Source organism: Pseudomonas sp. Pseusp15 (assembly GCF_059492165.1).
In genome coordinates this window covers 664,916-683,763 of record NZ_CP168523.1, presented here as the reverse complement: position 1 = coordinate 683,763, position 18,848 = coordinate 664,916, and the positions used below count along the sequence as shown (strand labels likewise).

18 protein-coding genes are annotated in these 18,848 nt (G+C 60.3%); 8 read left to right on the top strand and 10 right to left on the bottom strand.

Features of this window, described 5'->3' with window-relative positions; translation table 11 throughout:
• Window positions 1–6 precede the first annotated feature (6 nt).
• The 7 genes from flgK to ACEN8R_RS03210 all read right to left on the bottom strand — a co-directional run bounded on the left by flgK (window position 7) and on the right by ACEN8R_RS03210 (window position 8,750).
• Entirely contained in the window at window positions 7–2,067 is a 2,061-nt protein-coding gene (flgK, locus tag ACEN8R_RS03240; RefSeq protein WP_495624574.1) for a flagellar hook-associated protein FlgK, read from the bottom strand.
• A 23-nt stretch (window positions 2,068–2,090) separates the two neighbouring features.
• Window positions 2,091–3,389, bottom strand: coding sequence for a flagellar assembly peptidoglycan hydrolase FlgJ (gene flgJ / locus ACEN8R_RS03235; RefSeq protein WP_018929949.1), 1,299 nt, complete (start codon window positions 3,387–3,389; stop codon window positions 2,091–2,093).
• 11 nt (window positions 3,390–3,400) lie between these two features.
• Window positions 3,401–4,510, bottom strand: a complete 1,110-nt coding sequence (locus ACEN8R_RS03230; protein ID WP_018929948.1) for a flagellar basal body P-ring protein FlgI — start codon at window positions 4,508–4,510, stop codon at window positions 3,401–3,403.
• 6 nt (window positions 4,511–4,516) lie between these two features.
• Window positions 4,517–5,212, bottom strand: coding sequence for a flagellar basal body L-ring protein FlgH (gene flgH / locus ACEN8R_RS03225; protein ID WP_007938561.1), 696 nt, complete (start codon window positions 5,210–5,212; stop codon window positions 4,517–4,519).
• A gap of 52 nt (window positions 5,213–5,264) precedes the next feature.
• Window positions 5,265–6,050: a flagellar basal-body rod protein FlgG gene (gene flgG / locus ACEN8R_RS03220; protein WP_018929947.1), complete on the bottom strand. Its 786-nt coding sequence runs from the start codon at window positions 6,048–6,050 to the stop codon at window positions 5,265–5,267.
• Between the two features lie 45 nt (window positions 6,051–6,095).
• The gene (locus ACEN8R_RS03215; protein WP_026286705.1) at window positions 6,096–6,836 is read right to left on the bottom strand and encodes a flagellar basal body rod protein FlgF; all 741 of its coding nucleotides are present in this window, start codon (window positions 6,834–6,836) and stop codon (window positions 6,096–6,098) included.
• 354 nt (window positions 6,837–7,190) lie between these two features.
• Complete coding sequence (locus ACEN8R_RS03210) at window positions 7,191–8,750, bottom strand: sigma-54-dependent phenylalanine hydroxylase transcriptional regulator PhhR (protein WP_007938551.1); 1,560 nt, start codon at window positions 8,748–8,750, stop codon at window positions 7,191–7,193.
• Between the two features lie 281 nt (window positions 8,751–9,031).
• On the opposite strand from ACEN8R_RS03210, the gene phhA reads away from it, so the two are divergent.
• The 6 genes from phhA (at window position 9,032) to ACEN8R_RS03180 (ending at window position 13,378) form a co-directional block, all read left to right on the top strand.
• The gene (gene phhA / locus ACEN8R_RS03205) at window positions 9,032–9,817 is read left to right on the top strand and encodes a phenylalanine 4-monooxygenase (protein WP_018929945.1); all 786 of its coding nucleotides are present in this window, start codon (window positions 9,032–9,034) and stop codon (window positions 9,815–9,817) included.
• Between the two features lie 105 nt (window positions 9,818–9,922).
• Entirely contained in the window at window positions 9,923–10,279 is a 357-nt protein-coding gene (locus ACEN8R_RS03200) for a 4a-hydroxytetrahydrobiopterin dehydratase (protein ID WP_018929944.1), read from the top strand.
• The gene (locus ACEN8R_RS03195; RefSeq protein WP_018929943.1) at window positions 10,279–11,472 is read left to right on the top strand and encodes an amino acid aminotransferase; all 1,194 of its coding nucleotides are present in this window, start codon (window positions 10,279–10,281) and stop codon (window positions 11,470–11,472) included. Before ACEN8R_RS03200 ends, ACEN8R_RS03195 begins: the two co-directional genes overlap by 1 nt.
• Window positions 11,473–11,684: 212 nt before the next feature.
• Window positions 11,685–11,816: a hypothetical protein gene (locus ACEN8R_RS03190; RefSeq protein ID WP_007938543.1), complete on the top strand. Its 132-nt coding sequence runs from the start codon at window positions 11,685–11,687 to the stop codon at window positions 11,814–11,816.
• A 75-nt stretch (window positions 11,817–11,891) separates the two neighbouring features.
• Entirely contained in the window at window positions 11,892–12,074 is a 183-nt protein-coding gene (locus tag ACEN8R_RS03185; RefSeq protein ID WP_019579540.1) for a hypothetical protein, read from the top strand.
• Window positions 12,075–12,178: 104 nt separating this feature from the next.
• Window positions 12,179–13,378 (top strand): MFS transporter, encoded by a 1,200-nt coding sequence (locus ACEN8R_RS03180; RefSeq protein WP_018929942.1) that lies wholly within the window; start codon window positions 12,179–12,181, stop codon window positions 13,376–13,378.
• Here the strand turns inward: ACEN8R_RS03180 and arfB are convergent.
• Entirely contained in the window at window positions 13,375–13,788 is a 414-nt protein-coding gene (gene arfB, locus ACEN8R_RS03175) for an alternative ribosome rescue aminoacyl-tRNA hydrolase ArfB (protein WP_007938537.1), read from the bottom strand. The two genes, ACEN8R_RS03180 and arfB, sit on opposite strands and share 4 nt — an antisense overlap.
• Window positions 13,789–13,889: 101 nt before the next feature.
• On the bottom strand, window positions 13,890–15,302 hold the full coding sequence (locus ACEN8R_RS03170; RefSeq protein WP_064619561.1) for an amino acid permease: 1,413 nt from the start codon (window positions 15,300–15,302) through the stop codon (window positions 13,890–13,892).
• Window positions 15,303–16,249: 947 nt separating this feature from the next.
• Here ACEN8R_RS03170 and ACEN8R_RS03165 point away from each other — a divergent pair.
• Both ACEN8R_RS03165 and ACEN8R_RS03160 read left to right on the top strand, forming a co-directional pair.
• The gene (locus ACEN8R_RS03165; RefSeq protein ID WP_007938535.1) at window positions 16,250–16,387 is read left to right on the top strand and encodes a hypothetical protein; all 138 of its coding nucleotides are present in this window, start codon (window positions 16,250–16,252) and stop codon (window positions 16,385–16,387) included.
• A 67-nt stretch (window positions 16,388–16,454) separates the two neighbouring features.
• Entirely contained in the window at window positions 16,455–17,420 is a 966-nt protein-coding gene (locus ACEN8R_RS03160) for a M29 family metallopeptidase (protein ID WP_495624573.1), read from the top strand.
• Window positions 17,421–17,550: 130 nt separating this feature from the next.
• Here the strand turns inward: ACEN8R_RS03160 and rluB are convergent, their stop codons facing one another.
• Window positions 17,551–18,816 carry a 23S rRNA pseudouridine(2605) synthase RluB gene (rluB, locus tag ACEN8R_RS03155; RefSeq protein ID WP_018929938.1) on the bottom strand — a complete coding sequence of 422 codons (1,266 nt, stop codon included), beginning with the start codon at window positions 18,814–18,816 and terminating at the stop codon, window positions 17,551–17,553.
• Between the last annotated feature and the right edge of the window lie 32 nt (window positions 18,817–18,848).

Genomic DNA, 18,848 nt, shown 5'->3' with positions numbered 1-18,848 from the left:
GACTCCTTAAAGACTGTTGATCAGTGTGCTGAAGATTTCCTGCGCAGCCTTGATGATCTGCGAAGACGCGGTGTAGTACTGCTGGTACTTGACCAGGTTGCCGGTTTCCTCATCGAGGTCGACACCGGACAACGAGTCGCGAGCGCCCTTGGCGTTGGCCAAAATCGCGGTGGTCGCAGCACTGTCGAGCTTGCCTTGCGCGGCCTTGGCGCCGACGCCCGAGACCAGCTTGCCGTAGGCATCGTTCAGGGAAATACCGTTGCTGGCCGAACCGGTGTCCACGGTCTGCTTGGTCTGCAAGGCAGCCAGCGTGGTGCCGTTACGGTTATCCAGCGAACCCGGCTGGCTGAGCGATACGTTGATCGCAGTGCCGTTACCTGGCGAACCGGCCACGGTCATGTCGAACGACACAGTGCGCTGCACGATGGGCGGTCCCGGATCATTGATCGCGGCGCCGGTGCCGTCGACCAGCGGAATGGTCAGGCTCAGCGTATTGTTCTGGCCCGGCACGATGGTGCCGCTGCTGAGCGCGTTGCCTTGGGCATCGAGCATTTGGTAAGTCTGAGTCGAACCACCGGCCGCACCAAATACGATCTTGACCGGCGTCGACGTCTTCAGGCCGTTCTGGAGCGTGGTGGTGGTCGCCGTGTCGTAGATATCGAACTTGGTGGTCAGGGTCGGTTGACCGCTGGCCGGAATCGTCAGTGTGCCGCTGCCGCCCGCAGCAATGGCCGCGCCCAACGGTGCCGCGATGGCCAGACGCTTGGAGTCGGTCATCTCGGTCTTGATGTTGGTCGCCGCGTTGCGGGTCGGGGTGATCTTGAACGTGTCGCCGGCGGCTGCGGTGCCACCGGAAAGTGTCATGGAGAAACCATCGATCACCGGCGGTGGCGTGGTCAGCGTGCTGAACGCGCCCATGGCGGTGCCTTCTGGCAGACGCTGCACGGTGTAGTTGGTGGCGCTGGTGAAGGTGACCTTGTAATCGTTGATGGTCAGCTTGCCGCTGTCCTCGATGCTCACATCGAAGTTGCCTGAGCCAGCGCTGTTACCGACCGTGGCAACGCTGCGCTGAGCCATTTGCGCTGCGGTGTTGATGCTATTGAACAGGTTCGAACCGAAGTCACCGTTCTTGTCGATGCCCTGGGCCTGGACGGTGTTCATCTGATCGGCGACGACCAGCGCCACACGCCCCAGTTCATTCATGGCCGGGTCCAGCACGGTGCTGCGATAACGCAGCAAGCCGCCCATCTCGCCACCGGTCATCACCGAGGTGATATCGATGGTGCTCGAACCGCGATTGAGTTGAATGGCCGAACGCGACGGATCGTCTTTGCTCGGCACCACTTCCAGCTTGCTGGCAGTGCTGCCCATGACCAGCGGTTGACCGCTGCCCAGGTAAATGTCGAGGTTGCCGTCACGCTCGATCACCTGCGCCCCGGTGAAGGTGGACAACTGGCGCACGGTCTCGTTGCGCGCGTCGAGCAAGTCGTTAGGCTGGCCGCCGGCGTTGGAAACTTCGGAGATCTTCTGGTTCAACTGGGCCACGGTGGCCGCCAGTTTGTTGACCTGATCGGCCATGTCCGCCAGGTTGCCGTTGATGTCCGCGTTCTGCGCGGTCAACTGGCTGGAGATCGAGTTGAAACGGTTGCTCACCGCTTGCGCATCGCTGAGCAGCAGTTGGCGGGAAGCATCGTCGCCCGGTTTGGCGTTGACGTTCTGTACCGAGGCGAAGAACTTGGTCAGGGCGCCGTTGAGGCCGGTGCCGCTGTCCGACAGCAACTTATCGAGCGGGCTGATCTGCCCGGCATAGGCAGCCGAGTCGCTGTTGAGCGAGGTGGTGGTTTGCAGTTGCGCATCGAGGTAGCTGTTGTACACCCGACGCACATCGGCCAGGGTCGTACCGGTGCCGATGTAGACATTGCCGAACTGATTCGAGGCCTTGCTGCCCTGCACGGTTTGCTGACGCGAGTAGCCTGCGGTGTCGACGTTGGCAATGTTGTTACCGGTCACCATCAACGCGCTTTGGCCAGCGGATAAACCCGACATCCCGATGTTGAGCAAACTCATGATTCAAACCTTATGCCTTGTGCCTATAAAGGCGTAGTGGAAGCGCCCGCTGCAGCGTAGTTTTGGTAACTCGTCATCTGCTTGGCTATCTGCGAGATCTTGCTTGCGTAATCCGGGTCGGTTGCATACCCGGCTTTTTGCAACTCGCGTACAAACTGTTCTGGGTTATCGGCCGACTTCAGCACATCTTGATAGCGATTGTTGCTTTGCAGCAGCGTCACAAGGTCATGGAAACTGTCCTTGTAAGAGGCATAGGAACGGAACTCGGCCGTCTCCTTGACCATCTGGCCATTTCTGAATTCGCTGGTGATCGCCCGCGCCGAATCGCCCTTCCAGTTACCACTGGCCTTGATCCCGAACAGGTTGTGGCTACTGCTGCCATCCTGGGCGCGCATGACTGATTTGCCCCAACCGGTTTCCAGGGCGGCCTGAGCCACCAGGTAACGCGGATCGACACCGATACGGTCGGCGGCTTCTTTGGCCATCGGCAGCATGGTGTTGACGAATTCGTCGGCGGAACTGAAGGCTTTTTTCGCCGGCGCCAAGGGGATTTGAGCCATGGCACGACCATAAATCTGCAGGCGCCCGCTGGAGGTCGTATCCGTTTGCGAAGCCAGCCAATCGCCGTTGTACAGCGGGCCGGAACCGGTCGCGGTGCTCGGCGGCACCTGGATTTTGTTTTGCGTTGCGGAGGCGGTCGTTGCCGTGGTCGATGCCGATGGCACCAGCCCGGCGAGCAAACGGTCGGCCAGTTTCGGTGGCAGCGCCAGACGCCGCTGATTGATCAGCGCCATGTCGTTGCGGTGTGCGCCCTCGCCCGCACCTGCCGGTGCCCTCACCGCGCGTGAAGCCCACAACGGGCGCTCGCCGTTGAGGCGCGACAGCGGCCCATTGGTGGCGACCGTACCGGCGGCAATCGGTGTTTCCACGGCGGCCTTCGCGGCGGCTTGCTTGGCGGCAGACGCTGCAGCAGCCTCACCCGGTGCCAACGGTTTGTTCTTCGACATCTGGCGCATCAGCACGTCAGCCAGGCCGATACCGCCGCCTTCGCGAGACAGGGAAACGGCCAACTGCTGGTCGTACATTTCCTGGTATTGCTTGGCTGCCGGCGTGTTGAGCGGATTATCCTTGCCCAGCGCTTCGGTGGCCGAGCGCATGGACTTGAGCATTTCGCCGAGGAACAGCGACTCGAATTCCTGCGCCACTTTGCGCATGTTCGCATCGCTGTTCTTGTCGCCGACCTTGAGCTGATTCAAACGATTCAGGTCCGAGTAGGAACCCGAATCGCTGCTGCTGACCAGACCGCTTTTGCGCATATCCATGATCGCCGTCCTCAGATCACGATCAGGTCGGCTTGCAACGCGCCGGCCTGTTTCAACGCTTCGAGGATCGCCATCAAGTCACCCGGTGCTGCGCCGACCTGGTTCACCGCACGAACGATCTCGTCGAGGGTGGTGCCCGGGCCGAACTTGAACATCGGCTTGGCTTCTTGCTGAGCGTTGACCCGCGAGCGCGGCACGACCGCCGTCTGCCCGTTGGACAGAGGGCCGGGCTGGCTGACGATCGGGTCTTCGGTGATGGTCACGGTCAGGCTGCCGTGGGTCACGGCGGCCGGGGAAACCTTGACGTTCTGGCCGATCACGATGGTGCCGGTGCGCGAGTTGATGATGACTTTCGCCACCGCCTGACCCGGATCGACTTCGAGGTTTTCCAGGATCGACAAATAGTCGACCCGCTGGCTTGGATCGAGTGGCGCAGTCACGCGGATCGAGCCGCCATCGATGGCCTGAGCGACGCCAGGGCCAAGCATGTCGTTGATCTTGTCGACGATGCGCTTGGCCGTGGTGAAGTCCGAACGGTTGAGGTTCAGGGTCAGGCTGTTGCCCTGATTGAAGCCGCTCGGCACTGCCCGCTCGACCGACGCACCGCCGGGGATGCGACCGGCCGACGGAACGTTGACGGTGATCTTGGAACCGTCACGACCTTCGGCATCGAAGCCGCCGACCACCAGGTTGCCCTGAGCCACGGCATAGACGTTGCCATCGATACCTTTGAGCGGCGTCAACAGCAAGGTGCCGCCGCGCAGGCTCTTGGAGTTACCGATGGACGCTACGGTGATGTCTATCTGCTGACCCGGCTTGGCGAACGCTGGCAAATCGGCGCTGATCGACACGGCCGCGACGTTCTTCAATTGCACGTTGCCGGAACCTGGCGGCACCTTGATGCCGAACTGCGAGAGCATGTTGTTGAAGGTCTGCAGGGTGAACGGGGTCTGGGTCGTCTGGTCACCGGTGCCGTTAAGCCCTACCACCAGGCCATAGCCGATCAATTGGTTGGAACGCACGCCGGAAATACTGGCGATGTCCTTCAGCCGTTCGGCTTGAGCATCGAAGGCTGCGCACAGCAAAAGAGCGCCCACCATCAGGTGTTTAAGATTCAACATAGCCACCTAGAAAGGGAACAGCGGGCTGAGGAAGAAACGGTCGAACCAGCCTGGCTGACTCGCATCGGCAAACGCACCGGTGCCCGAATAGGTGATGCGTGCATCGGCGACACGGGTCGACGACACGGTGTTATCGGTGGCGATGTCATCGGCACGAACGAGGCCGGCAATCCGTACCAATTCGTCACCGGTGTTGAGAGTCAGCCACTTCTCGCCGCGCACAGCGATGATGCCGTTGGGCAACACGTCAGCAACGGTCACAGTGATCGAGCCGGTCAAGCTGTTGCTTTGGCCAGTCTTGCTGTCGCCTTTGCTTGCGCGATCAGCCTTGTAGCCGGCGTTCAGGCTCAAGTCGTTGCCACCGATCGGGTTGTTGGTGGTCAGGCTGGAGCCGAACAACGAGGTCAGGCCGACGCTGGTGTCGCTGGTCTTGTCGATCTGCGAGTTGGCGTTCTTGCTCGCCTGGGTGCGCTCGTTCAGGGTGATGGTGATGATGTCACCGACCCGGAATGCCTTGCGGTCGCTGTACAGGTTCTGTTCGAAACCGGCCTGGTAGATCGAGCCGTTATTGGCGGCAGCCGGCAGCGGCGTGCGCGGCAACACCGGGGCGTAGTAAGGGTCATTGGGCTTTGGCGTCGGACCGACGCACCCCGCCAGCGCGGCGACCCCACTCAGTGCCAGAACAGATACGAAGCGATTCATGACCCTACCTCACGGTGTTGCAGGCGACCTCATGGCCGCCTCATAGACTTGATTACAGATTCTGCGTTACGAACGAGAGCATCTGGTCGGCGGTGGAGATCACTTTGGAGTTCATCTCGTAGGCGCGCTGAGTGGTGATCATGTTGACCATCTCTTCAACGGTGCTGACGTTGGACGTTTCCAGAGTGTTCTGCAGCGTGGTGCCAAAACCGGCCAGGCCCGGGGTGCCGACTTGCGGCGCGCCACTGGCAGCGGTTTCCAGGAACAGGTTGTTACCCACCGCTTGCAGACCGGCCGGGTTGATGAAGTCGGCGGTTTGCAGGTTGCCGATCACTTGGGAGGCGGGGTTGCCGGCAACGGTGATGGACACGGTGCCGTCACGACCAACGGTGAACGTCTGGGCGTTGTTCGGAATGACAATGGCCGGCTCCAGGGCAAAGCCGCTGGCGTTGACGATCTGACCGTTGGAATCCAGGTGGAAGGTACCGTCACGGGTGTAGGACGTGGTGCCATCGGGCTGCAGGATCTGGAAGAAACCGCGACCGTCGATGGCCATATCCAATGGCTGCTCGGTGGTTTGCAGGCTGCCGGCGGTGAAGTTTTTCTGGGTGCCGACGATGCGCACACCGGTACCCACTTGCAGACCCGACGGCAGTTCGCTGTCCTGGGTCGACTGGGCGCCTGGCTGGCGTTTGATCTGATACAGCAAGTCCTGGAACTCGGCGCGGTCACGTTTGAAACCCGTGGTCGATACGTTCGCCAGGTTGTTGGAAATGGTGGTGAGGTTGGTGTCCTGGGCGGACAGACCTGTTTTGGCAACCCATAGAGCCGGAAGCATTCGTTTCTCCTCGTGCGCCTGTTTTACGGCGCGACGTTCTGATAATTAGCTGATCTGCAAGACCCGAGCCATGGCCTGGTCATCGTCTTTGGCGGTGTTCATCATCTTGATGTGCAGCTCGAACTGCTTGGCCAGCGCCAGTACCGAAGTCATTTCTTCCACGGCATTGACGTTGCTCGACTCGAGGAACCCAGACACCAGTTTGACGCCGGCATCGGCTTGCGCCGGCTTGCCGTCCTTGGTGTGGATCGAACCGTCCAGGCCTTTGGTCATGTTCTTGAAGTCCGGGTTGACCAGTTTGATGCGGTCGACTTCAGCCATCACACGCGGGCCTTCGCCCATCGCACGGATGCTGACGGTGCCGTCTTCGCCGACTTCGATCTGCTGCTCGGGCGGCACGGCAATCGGCCCGCCATTGCCCATCACCGGCATGCCGTTGCCGGCGCGCAGCACGCCCAGCGCATCAACGTTCAGGCTGCCGGTGCGCACGTAGCTCTCACCGCCATCGGGGTTCTGCACGGCGATCCAGCCGTTGCCTTGCACCGCGACATCGAGGTCACGGCCGGTTTCCACCAGGGCGCCCGGGGAGAAGTCGGTGGCCGGACGTTCGCTCATGGCAAACGCACGCGCCGGAAAGCTGTCACCAAACACCGGCATCGAACGGGCCTGCTCCAGGTCCTTCTGAAAACCGTTGGTAGAGATGTTCGCCAGGTTGTTGGCATGAGCCTTCTGCGCCAGTGCATTCTGGCTGGCGCCGGTCATTGCCACATAAAGGTACTTGTCCACACTCTTTCCTCTGCATGCCGGACGTTTGCCGCCCACCGCTGTACTGCTGAGCCATAAGCAATTTGCAGACCAACTTTTTTCTGGCGGCGCCGGGCCCGGCAAACAAAGGACTTGAGGGATTTAGAGGGGATTGAGGGAATGTATCGAAGACGAAAAACCGGCGGTGTCATGCCGCCAAGAGGCAAGGATCAGCCTGGACGCTGATCGTTCCCCTGTGGCGAGGGAGCTTGCTCCCGCTCGGGCGCGAAGCGGCCGCAAAACCTACCTGCGCGATCTGCCTGCAATAATTCGGTTGTCATTTTTTGGGCTGCTGCGCAGCCCAGCGGGAGCAAGCTCCCTCGCCACAGAAGCCGCTTAGCCCGGCTCCTTGCCCACCTCATACTCGCGCAACTTATTGGCAATGGTGGTATGGGAAACCCCCAGTCGCTTGCCCAGTTGCCGACTGCTCGGATACTCGGAATACAAGCGCTCCAGCACGGCTTTCTCGAAGCGCCCGACAATCTCGTCCAGCCCACCCTCGAGGGAGAAATCGCCAAGCGGCTGACGCACGCCGTAGTCCGGCAGACGAATGTGCTCGGCTTTGACGGTGCCGCCTTCGCACAGGGAAACCGCCTGAAACAGCACGTTCTCCAACTGCCGCACGTTACCCGGCCAGTGATAGTGACTGAGTCGTTCCATCGCCGCCGGCGCCAGCTTCGGCAGTGGGCAACCGATCTGTCGGCTGGCCTGATCGAGGAAGTGCTCCACCAGCGGCGCCAGTCCGTCGAGGCATTCGCGCAGTGGCGGGATGTGCAACGAGAGCACGTTCAAGCGGTGGTACAAGTCCTGGCGAAATTCACCGCGAGCACACAGCTCGGACAAGTCCACCTGAGTCGCGCAGATCACCCGCACATCCAGATAGACCTCTTCATCGCTGCCGACACGACGGAAGCAACCGTCCTGCAGAAAGCGCAGTAATTTCACCTGCAAGCGCGGGCTCATTTCGCCGACGCCATCGAGAAACAACGTACCGCCCGCCGTCAGCTCCAGGAGCCCGAGCTTGCCTTCGGCCCGCGCCCCTTCGAAGGCGCCGGGGCCGTAGCCGAACAATTCGGTCTCGGCCATGGACTCTGGCAGGCCGGCGCAGTTGAGCGCCATCAGCGGTGATTGCCCGCGCGGGCTCGCCAGGTGACAGGCCCGCGCCAACAACTCTTTGCCGGTGCCGGTTTCGCCTTCGATCAATAGCGGCGCATCCAGCGGTGCCATGCGCCGCGCTTCGCGAACCACCGCCGCCATCACTTTCGAGCTTTGGAAAATGCTGTCGAAGCCGCGCAACTCCTGTTTGCGCACGTTATAGATGCGCTCGCCCACCCGGTCCGCCCGGTGCAGCGTCAACACCGCACCGGCCATGGCCTCGCTTTCGTCATGCTCCGATTGCAGCGGCGCGATGTCGGCGAGAAACACGTCACCCTTGACCTTCACCCGCAAGCCGTTGATCCGCGACTTGTTGGCGCGCACCAGTTCCGGCAAATCGAAGTCTTCGGCGTACCGAGACAGCGGAATCCCCGGCACCTCATCCACCCGCACCCCGAGCAATTGCGCCGCCGCACGGTTGGCCGCGACGATGGAACCGCCCATGTCGATCGACAGCACCGGAAACTCCAGGGCACCGAGCAAGGCATTGAGCTCCATGTGCCGACGCTCGCTGGGCATCAGCCCTACACGCTTGACGCCGAATACCCCACCAATCGCCTCGAACTTCGGCCGCAACGCCTGGAACTGAATGTTGATCAGGTTCGGGCAGTGCAGATAGATCGCATTGCCATGCTCACCCCCCACCTCGCCGCGAGCGACGTTGATCCCGTACTCGACCAACAGGTTGAGAATGTCGCGCAGGATACCGATGCGGTTCTGGCAGTGGACTTTGATACGCATATGAAGGCCCGTAACAGCGGTGATCGAGGCCCGGCGCAAGGAATTTTCTGCGCGAGCACCAAGTTAGTCGTCAAGATTATGTGACACCTGTAGGCCATTTCAAACCCGTAAATATCAATACTTGCGCCACAGCAGCCAATACGTAACGAAAACTTTACGAAGAGCGCGGATTTTTCCTACGCAAGACGCGGATCACCTGCTGCAACACCGAACACCTTGGGGTATTTCTAGGTCCATAGCTGTACACACAACAAGAACGATTCCCCTAGCAGGAGAGCAGCATGAAGCAGACGCAATACGTGGCTCGCGAGCCCGATGCGCAAGGTTTTATCGACTACCCCGCTGAAGAACACGCGGTGTGGAATACGCTGATCACTCGCCAACTGAAAGTGGTCGAGGGTCGTGCATGCCAGGAATACCTGGACGGTATCGAAAAACTCGGTCTGCCCCACGACCGCATTCCGCAACTCGGCGAAATCAACAAAGTCCTCGGTGAAACCACCGGCTGGCAAGTTGCCCGGGTGCCCGCGCTGATTCCCTTCCAGACCTTTTTCGAATTGCTGGCGAACAAGCAGTTTCCGGTGGCGACCTTTATTCGTACCCGCGAAGAACTGGATTACCTGCAAGAGCCGGACATTTTCCACGAGATCTTCGGCCACTGCCCGTTGCTGACCAACCCCTGGTTCGCCGAATTCACCCACACCTACGGCAAACTCGGCCTACAGGCCTCCAAGGAAGAGCGCGTGTACCTGGCGCGCCTGTACTGGATGACCATTGAGTTCGGCCTGGTCGACACACCGCAAGGCCTGCGCATCTATGGCGGCGGCATTCTGTCCTCGCCGAAAGAAACTGTTTACGCCCTGTCGGATGCGCCTGAGCATCAGGCCTTCGACCCACTGGAATGCATGCGTACGCCGTATCGCATCGACATTCTGCAGCCGCTGTACTTTGTCCTGCCGAACCTCAAGCGCCTGTTCGATCTGGCCCACGAAGACATCATGGGCATGGTCAAACAAGGCATGCAGCTTGGGTTGCACGCACCGAAATTTCCGCCAAAAGCTGCGTGACCCGCGACTTTTGGCATCAAGTGAGTCTGTTACGGATCGCCGCTTTGCTTTAGCGTGGTCCCACTGACGACCGTTTTTCAAAACACTCGATTTCAGGAACACATCATGTCCACATTGAACCAAGCCCATTGCGAAGCCTGCCGCGCCGACGCCCCTCAGGTCAGCGACGAAGAACTGCCGATCCTGATCAAGCAGATCCCTGACTGGAACATCGAAGTGCGCGACGGTGTGATGCAGTTGGAAAAAGTTTTCCTGTTCAAGAACTTCAAGCACGCGCTGGCGTTCACCAACGCCGTTGGCGAAATCTCCGAGGCCGAAGGTCACCACCCGGGCCTGCTGACCGAGTGGGGCAAAGTCACCGTGACCTGGTGGAGCCACTCCATCAAGGGCCTGCACCGCAACGACTTCATCATGGCCGCGCGCACTGACGAAGTGGCCAAAGACGCCGAGGGCCGCAAATAATGCATTTCGACGCCATCGGCCGAGTACCCGGCGACCCGATTCTCGGCCTGATGGAGGCCTATGCGCAGGACCCCAATCCGCGCAAGTTCGACCTTGGCGTGGGGGTCTACAAAGACGCCCAGGGCCTGACGCCGATCCTTGAAGCGGTGAAGCTTGCCGAGCAGCGCCTGGTGGATCGCCAGGCCACCAAGACTTACATCGGCGGCCACGGCGATGCGGCGTTCGGCAAAGTCATCAACGAGCTTGTGCTGGGTGCTGATTCGGCGCTGATCGCCGAGCAACGGGCCGGCGTCACGCAAACGCCGGGCGGCACCGGTGCGCTGCGCTTGAGCGCCGACTTCATCGCCCAATGCCTGCCGGGCCGTGGCGTGTGGCTGAGCAGCCCGACCTGGCCGATCCACGAAACGATTTTCGCGACGGCCGGGGTCAAGGTCAGTCACTACCCGTACGTGGGCAGCGATAACCGTCTCGACGTCGAAGCGATGCTCGAAGTGCTCAATCAAGCACCGAAGGGCGATGTGGTGCTGCTGCACGCCTGCTGCCACAACCCGACCGGTTTCGACCTGTCCCATGACGATTGGCGCCGGGTGCTGGACGTGGTGCGCAGTCGCGACTTGCTGCCTCTGATCGACTTCGCCTATCAGGGCTTCGGCGACGGCCTGGAGCAAGATGCCTGGTCGACCCGGCTGTTCGCCGCCGAGTTGCCGGAAGTGCTGATCACCAGTTCCTGCTCGAAGAACTTCGGCCTGTACCGCGACCGCACCGGCGCGCTGATTGTCTGCGCGCAAACCGCCGGCAAGCTGGTGGACATCCGCAGCCAACTGGCCAACATCGCCCGCAACCTGTGGTCGACACCGCCGGATCACGGCGCCGCCGTCGTCGCGACCATCCTTGGCGATCCAGAGCTGAAAAGCCGCTGGGCCGACGAAGTGGAAGCCATGCGTTTGCGCATCGCCCAGCTGCGCAGTGGCCTGGTCGAAGCGCTTGAACCCCACGGCTTGCGCGAGCGGTTTGCGCACATTGGCGTGCAACGCGGGATGTTTTCCTACACCGGTTTGTCGCCGGAGCAGGTCAAGCAACTGCGCGAACATCACAGTGTGTACATGGTCAGCTCGGGCCGGGCGAACGTGGCGGGGATCGATGCGACACGCCTGGACCTGCTGGCCGAGGCCATCGCTGACGTCTGCAAGTAACACGATGCAATGGCGAGCTCCCTGTGGCGAGGGAGCTTGCTCCCTCGCCACAGTGGGTCTTCGCCTCCTGCTGACCAGTCTAGACAATCCCATCCGTCGTAACAATTGGATATAAAGTCTATTTGTCATTTTTCCTGCTGTATCCTGCCCAGGCTTTTTTAAAAGCGCGGATCTACCAGATCTATCAACAGACTTAGCGAGGAGCGCGAAACATGCACGAGATCCCTAATCTCCCCTTCCCAAGCCTGCACGAAACTGAGCAGACAACCACGCAACAAGCCGGTGCCCAACAGCCCGAGCCGAAAGAAGCACCTGAACGCCGCCAGGCCGACAGAGAAGACTGATACACCTGCAATGCCAGACCGTGTGGAAAGCGCTAACATGCGCTTTCCACACTGCCTGAACCGCGAGCCCGCACCATGAGCGATGATTTCACTGAAGCCCAGGCCAGCGTCCTGATCGGCACCGCCGAGAAGATGATCGATATCTGGAATCGCCTTTCCCCCGAGAAACAAGCCGCCCTGCTGGCCCGCTTCGGCAGCGAAGAAAATGCCCTGGCCGCCTTGGTCACGACGCAACTGGTCGCCCCCGCAAAATCCTGATTCATCCCGTTCGGCAATTAGTTTTACTTTTTCACGCCCTGCGACCGTCCACGCCGCTATCATAAGCAGCCTATCTATCCTGCTGCCCCGTGGACCTTTTACCCATGTCTGAAACCCAGCGCCCCCTGGCGGTCACGCTGCAAGTCGTTTCCATCGTCCTGTTCACTTTCATCGGTTACCTCAATATCGGTATTCCCCTGGCCGTATTGCCGGGCTACGTCCACAGCGACCTCGGCTTCGGCGCGGTGATCGCCGGGCTGGTGATCAGCGTGCAATACCTGGCCACCCTGCTCAGCCGGCCTTATGCCGGGCGCATCATCGATAACAAGGGCAGCAAACTGGCGGTGATGTATGGCCTCGCCGGCTGTGGTTTGAGCGGCGTGTTCATGCTGATTTCAGCCTGGACGCAAAGCCTGCCGATGCTGAGTTTGATCAGCCTGTTGATTGGCCGCCTGATACTCGGCAGCGCGGAAAGCCTCGTCGGCTCCGGGTCGATCGGCTGGGGCATCGGCCGGGTCGGCGCGGCGAACACCGCCAAGGTCATCTCCTGGAACGGCATCGCCAGTTACGGCGCGTTGGCGGTCGGCGCACCACTGGGGGTGCTGCTGGTGAGTCAATTGGGTTTGTGGAGCATGGGCGTGAGCATCATGCTGCTGGCGGTGCTGGGCGTGGCGCTGGCCTGGCCGAAAACCGCGGCGCCGATTGTCGCCGGCGAACGTTTGCCGTTCATGCATGTGCTGGGACGGGTGTTCCCTCATGGCTGCGGCCTGGCACTGGGCTCCATCGGCTTTGGCACCATCGCGACCTTCATCACCCTGTATTACGCCACTCAGCATTGGTCCAACGCGGTGCTGTCCCTGAGTTTGTTCGGCGCCAGTTTCATTGGCGCGCGACTACTGTTCGGCAACCTGATCAACCGCCTCGGCGGCTTTCGCGTGGCGATTGCCTGCCTCTCGGTGGAAACCCTCGGGCTGTTGCTGCTGTGGCTGGCGCCGGATGCTCATTGGGCACTGGCCGGTGCGGCGCTGAGCGGTTTCGGCTTTTCGCTGGTGTTCCCGGCCTTGGGTGTGGAAGCGGTCAATCTGGTGCCGGCCTCCAGCCGTGGCGCAGCAGTTGGGGCCTATTCGCTGTTTATCGATTTGTCACTGGGGATTACCGGACCGCTGGCGGGTGCGATTGCTGCAGGATTCGGGTTTGCCTCGATCTTCCTGTTCGCCGCCCTCGCCGCCTTGAGCGGATTGATGTTGAGCGTTTACTTGTACCGACAGGCGCCCAAGTATCGGGAAGAGCGTGAAGCACGCTAAAAATCGACCTTGCCCCGCCCGGCCTTGATGCTGCCGCGCTTGGTCTTGGATTCGAGCCGACGCTTTTTCGAGCCCAGCGTCGGCTTGGTCGGACGGCGTTTCTTTTCCACTTTGGTAGCGCTGAGGATCAACTCGGTCAGACGCTCCAGCGCATCGGCGCGGTTCTGCTCCTGCGTGCGGTATTGCTGGGCCTTGATGATCAACACCCCTTCGCTGGTGATGCGACTGTCGCGCAACGCCAGCAGCCGTTCCTTGTAGAACTCGGGCAGGGACGAGGCCGGAATGTCGAAGCGCAGGTGCACCGCACTGGAGACCTTGTTGACGTTCTGCCCACCGGCGCCCTGGGCGCGAATGGCCGTCAGCTCGATCTCGGCATCCGGCAGATGCACGTTGTTGGAAATCACCAGCATGGAAAAAGGTCCGGTATCAGGACCGCCAGAATACCCCGGCTTTCGCATCCTCCACAAAAAACCCGGCACATTGGCCGGGTTTGTTGTTTCTGCGCGTTGCGTTATTTCACCGCGACCTGCAACGCCTGCTGGGCGCTGCGCTTGTTCTTGATGCCGTAGCAGATCCACATGAACGCGACCCATACCGGAATCGCATACACCGAGACCTGGATGCCCGGGATCAGCAACATCACGCCCAGGATGAACACCACGAACGCCAGGCAGATGTAGTTGCCGTACGGGTACCACAGGGCCTTGAACAGCGGCGTCTGCCGGGTCTTGTTCATGTGCTGGCGGAACTTGAAGTGCGAGAAGCTGATCATCGCCCAGTTGATCACCAGGGTCGCAACCACCAACGACATCAACAGTTCCAGCGCGTTTTGCGGGATCAGGTAGTTCAGCAACACCGCGATCAACGTCACAGCGGCCGACGCCAGGATCGAACGTACCGGCACGCCACGCTTGTCGATCTTCGACAAGGCTTTCGGCGCATCGCCCTGCTCGGCCATGCCCAGCAGCATGCGGCTGTTGCAGTAAGTACCGCTGTTGTACACCGACAGCGCCGCGGTCAGGACCACGAAGTTGAGGATATGCGCGGCGGTGTTGCTGCCGAGCATCGAGAACACCTGCACGAACGGGCTGCCGCTATAGGCATCGCCGGAAGCATTCAGGGTTGTCAGCAGGCTGTCCCAAGGGGTCAGCGACAACAGGACCACCAGCGCACCGATGTAGAAAATCAGGATCCGGTAGATCACCTGGTTGATGGCTTTCGGGATCACGGTTTTCGGCTTGTCGGCTTCAGCGGCGGTGAAACCGAGCATTTCCAGGCCACCGAAGGAGAACATGATGATCGCCATGGCCATCACCAGACCGCTGACACCGTTCGGGAAGAAGCCGCCGTGGGACCACAGGTTGGTTACCGAGGCTTGCGGGCCGCCGTTACCGCTGACCAGCAAATAGCTGCCCAGGGCAATCATACCGACGATCGCCACGACCTTGATGATCGCGAACCAGAACTCGGCCTCACCGAAGACTTTGACGTTGGCCAGGTTGATCGCGTTGATCAGCACGAAGAACGCGGCGGCGGAGACCCAGGTCGGGATATCCGGCGCCCAATAGTGGATGTATTTGCCGACAGCGGTCAGCTCCGACATCCCCACCAGGATGTACAGAATCCAGCAGTTCCAGCCCGACAGAAAACCGGCAAAACCGCCCCAGTACTTGTGCGCGAAGTGGCTGAAGGAGCCGGCCACCGGCTCTTCGACGATCATTTCGCCCAGCTGGCGCATGATCATGAAGGCGATGAAGCCGCAAATGGCGTAGCCGAGAATCATCGACGGGCCGGCGGATTTGAGCACGCCGGCCGAGCCGAGGAACAACCCGGTACCGATCGCGCCACCGAGGGCGATCAGTTGAATATGGCGATTTTTCAGGCCGCGTTTAAGCTCGCCTGAATGCGAGTTTTGTCCACTCATGAAAAGGGTCTCACGCAAGGTTTGATGATGTTCGGTAGACGTTGCTGCAAGGTTGCGATTTCAAGCAGCGCCGATCAAACCCCAGCGCAGGCACCAGGAGTTCAGCGTTTTTACGACAGTCATGCGTCACCTGTTTGTTTTTATCTGTGACGAAATCGAACCCGACACGCTCGTGACGCGGCGGAGTGAACAAGGCGGATAGCCTTGAGGTTTGCGCTGTTGCGCAGAGGGTCACAGTTAAAACGCGGCGCATTGTACACCTGTAACCCCCTGCTGCCAGACACGGCTGGATCAGCGCGTCGGTTGCCGGGATTGCCTGTGTCCGCCTCGAAGGTCTCGGGCGGCTGCAAAAATTGAGTCAGACCTTTGCAGGTCTTCGACGGGGGCAGCGGAAAAATCGCCCCACGGAGAGAGATGGAGATGAGTCACGGCGTTCATTGCGCCTCCTTCTTGTTATGCACCTGCACGACAGGCATGGGGCGCATCTCACCTTTCAATCGAGGCCGAGACAAGCGCGCCAGAGCCCTTGAACAGCATCATCGTGGCGGCGGACGGCAGGTTTTCCTTACAGCCCTTTCCACAGCGGCATTCCATGGGGTTTGAGCACGCTTTTCGTAAGGATTTATTTACAGCGCGTAACGCATGCTTTCCAAATCAGATCCAGAGAGCCGTCGACTGTAAATTGACGATAGGAAGCTTCCTAAGGAGTTTTCCGACTTAGTTTTCTGTTTTTTATTAGGAAATTTACTTTTTTTAAAATGGAATAATTAGTTCAAATGAAAATTGTTTAATTATTTTTTTGCAATTCAAAAACCTGTGAACTAGGTTTTCAGCGACTTGCCGAGCCGCATCGACCGGCAAGTCGACGCGCTCTTCAATGAATGAAAAACGCGCCACTGTTTTTACCGAAGCTGTTCTTACCGTAAAAGTCATCTAGGAGATTCAACATGCAAGCACTGGACAAAGACTTGGACACTGAACTGCAACTCGACGATTGGTTTGAAGCACCGACCCATGAAGCCGCCGTTGAAATGATGCAAGCCGACGCGGTTGTTCCGTTCGGCACGGCGATGTGGCCTCTGTAAGACATCCCGGCGGGCATGATCCGGCCGGTCGTGCCCGCCACTTACCAGGTTTGTCAGGGAGGACTCCATGGATAAGCAGCGTGCCATCTCGCATTTCCTTTACTACCTCGAACATCACCCAGCCGTTGCCGGCATCAACCCGGCGAAGGTCTTGCTCGGCCATACCGCTGATTACGAGGCGCTGACCGGCGCCATCGTCGAACAGGCCGGCAACAGCCCAAGGTTCGCCTTCAGCGCGATGCGTCTGGACCTCGAACCCACCGCATTGCTGGCCAAGGCGATTGTCGACAGCGATCTGTACATCTTCTTCTACGACTCTTCCACCCTGCCCAACCCGCGTCCCGACGGCCCGGACTTTGTCCGCGCGCTGCAAGGCGTGATGGCGGAAAACTGGAAGAAGTCGCTGCTGTTCAAGGATTACGGCGATTACTTCTACGACACGTTCAGTGTCACCCCGCAGCGGATTGCCGGGTTGAACAGCCACTTGATCCAGCGCATGTCCCAGGCCACCACTTTAAGTTTCAAAGATGAGCATGGCTCGTGGTTCGAAACACCGTTGAGCAGTATCAAGAAGTGGACCGACATCAACGGTGTCGGCAACTTCGACCTGGCGCCCGGCGAGATTGCCACCCATAGCGAGTCGATTAATGGCCGAGTGAAGTTCATGGGGACGTTCCTCAGCACGATTCCGTTTGCCCGCAAGTACGGCGTACTCGCGTCACCACTGGAGTTGTGGATCGAGAACTCGACCATCAGCAAAATCGCCACCGATGTGCCGGGACTGGAACATGACTTCAACAAGTACCTGGACGCCAATCCGTCCAATCGACGCATCGAGGAGCTGGGGATCGGTACCAACGAAGGTGTGAAAGAGTTGTATGCGCGCAATGCCGGCTTCGAAGAGCGCCATTGCGGTTTGCACTTGGGGTTGGGCGGAGGCGCCAAGGGCAGCCATCATCTGGACCTGATCTTCTCTGGCGGCGTGTTGGCGCTGGATGATGAGCCGGTGTTTGATAGGCGGTTTGTCTTCTGAACAACACCGCCCCCTGTGGCGAGGAGCAAGCTCCCTCGCCACAACGCCACCTGCATATTGAAAACCGGTTCTGCCAGACACAAAAAAACGCCATCCCGAGGGATGGCGTTTTTTATGCTGCGCTTACCGATTACTCAGGCTTGCGACGACCGAAGCCCGGACGCTGGCCGGAGCCGGCTGGCGCACCGCGGCGCTTGCCCGATGGCGCGTCCTTGTCGACCAGCACGATGCCTGGGCGTTTCTTCGGCGCCGGCTTGGCCGGGCGTTTGGTGTCGGCCGGGCGGTCTGCCACCGGCGTACCACGGCCGGCAGGCGCACCGCGATCGCTACGACCACCGGACGGAGCGCCACGGCCTTCGCCACGCTCAGTACGACCGTTGGCCGGACGCGGCGTGCGTGGACCGCGCTCGCCGTCCTGGCGTGGCGCTGGCTTGCGGGCCGGGCGCTCGCCTTCGATCTGTGGCTCACGAGATGGACGCGGGCCGGCAGCTGGAGCGCCAGCGGCTGGACGCAAGGTCCGTACGCGTTCGGTCTTGCCCACCGGGCGGGACGATTTGCGCTGCATACGCTCGAGCTTGTCTTTGCTCTTGGCGTTCATTTGCGGCATCGCCACCGGCGTCAGGCCGACTTCAGCACTCAGAATGTCGACTTCCTGCTGGCTCATTTCGCGCCAGCGACCCATCGGCAGGTCGGAGTTGAGGAACACCGGACCGAAACGCACGCGCTTCAGACGGCTGACCACCAGGCCCTGGGATTCCCACAGACGACGAACTTCGCGGTTACGACCTTCCATCACCACGCAGTGGTACCAGTGGTTGAAACCTTCGCCACCTGGTGCCTGCTTGATGTCGGTGAATTTGGCCGGGCCGTCTTCGAGCACCACGCCTGCCTTCAGACGCTCGATCATCTCGTCGTCGACTTCACCACGTACACGGACGGCGTATTCACGGTCCATTTCGTAGGACGGGTGCATCAGGCGGTTGGCCAGCTCACCGTCGGTGGTGAACATCAGCAGACCTGTGGTGTTGATGTCCAGGCGACCGATGTTGATCCAGCGACCTTCTTTCGGGCGCGGCATCTTGTCGAACACGGTCGGACGGCCTTCCGGGTCGTCACGGGTGCAGATTTCACCGTCGGGTTTGTTGTACATGATCACGCGGCGTACCGACTCGGCAGCTTCTTCGCGCTTGATCACCTTGCCATCGATGGTGATGGCGTCATGCAGGTCGACGCGCAGGCCGAGGGTGGCGTCTTTGCCATTGACCTTGATGCGGCCGTGGCTGATCCAGGCTTCTACGTCACGGCGCGAGCCGACGCCGATACGGGCGAGGACTTTCTGCAGTTTTTCGCCTGCTGGGCCGATTTCCTGGTCGTCTTTCTGGTCGTTGATACTCATCTGGGCACCTCCCGGTGTGATCAAGTTCAGGC

Coding starts and splice junctions, on each gene's coding strand:
- flgK (WP_495624574.1), bottom strand. CDS start 2,067: ATGAGTTTGCTCAACATCGGGATGTCGGGTTTATCCGCTGGCCAAAGC.
- flgJ (WP_018929949.1), bottom strand. CDS start 3,389: ATGGATATGCGCAAAAGCGGTCTGGTCAGCAGCAGCGATTCGGGTTCC.
- ACEN8R_RS03230 (WP_018929948.1), bottom strand. CDS start 4,510: ATGTTGAATCTTAAACACCTGATGGTGGGCGCTCTTTTGCTGTGCGCA.
- flgH (WP_007938561.1), bottom strand. CDS start 5,212: ATGAATCGCTTCGTATCTGTTCTGGCACTGAGTGGGGTCGCCGCGCTG.
- flgG (WP_018929947.1), bottom strand. CDS start 6,050: ATGCTTCCGGCTCTATGGGTTGCCAAAACAGGTCTGTCCGCCCAGGAC.
- ACEN8R_RS03210 (WP_007938551.1), bottom strand. CDS start 8,750: ATGCGTATCAAAGTCCACTGCCAGAACCGCATCGGTATCCTGCGCGAC.
- phhA (WP_018929945.1), top strand. CDS start 9,032: ATGAAGCAGACGCAATACGTGGCTCGCGAGCCCGATGCGCAAGGTTTT.
- ACEN8R_RS03200 (WP_018929944.1), top strand. CDS start 9,923: ATGTCCACATTGAACCAAGCCCATTGCGAAGCCTGCCGCGCCGACGCC.
- ACEN8R_RS03195 (WP_018929943.1), top strand. CDS start 10,279: ATGCATTTCGACGCCATCGGCCGAGTACCCGGCGACCCGATTCTCGGC.
- ACEN8R_RS03190 (WP_007938543.1), top strand. CDS start 11,685: ATGCACGAGATCCCTAATCTCCCCTTCCCAAGCCTGCACGAAACTGAG.
- ACEN8R_RS03185 (WP_019579540.1), top strand. CDS start 11,892: ATGAGCGATGATTTCACTGAAGCCCAGGCCAGCGTCCTGATCGGCACC.
- ACEN8R_RS03180 (WP_018929942.1), top strand. CDS start 12,179: ATGTCTGAAACCCAGCGCCCCCTGGCGGTCACGCTGCAAGTCGTTTCC.
- arfB (WP_007938537.1), bottom strand. CDS start 13,788: ATGCTGGTGATTTCCAACAACGTGCATCTGCCGGATGCCGAGATCGAG.
- ACEN8R_RS03170 (WP_064619561.1), bottom strand. CDS start 15,302: ATGAGTGGACAAAACTCGCATTCAGGCGAGCTTAAACGCGGCCTGAAA.
- ACEN8R_RS03165 (WP_007938535.1), top strand. CDS start 16,250: ATGCAAGCACTGGACAAAGACTTGGACACTGAACTGCAACTCGACGAT.
- ACEN8R_RS03160 (WP_495624573.1), top strand. CDS start 16,455: ATGGATAAGCAGCGTGCCATCTCGCATTTCCTTTACTACCTCGAACAT.
- rluB (WP_018929938.1), bottom strand. CDS start 18,816: ATGAGTATCAACGACCAGAAAGACGACCAGGAAATCGGCCCAGCAGGC.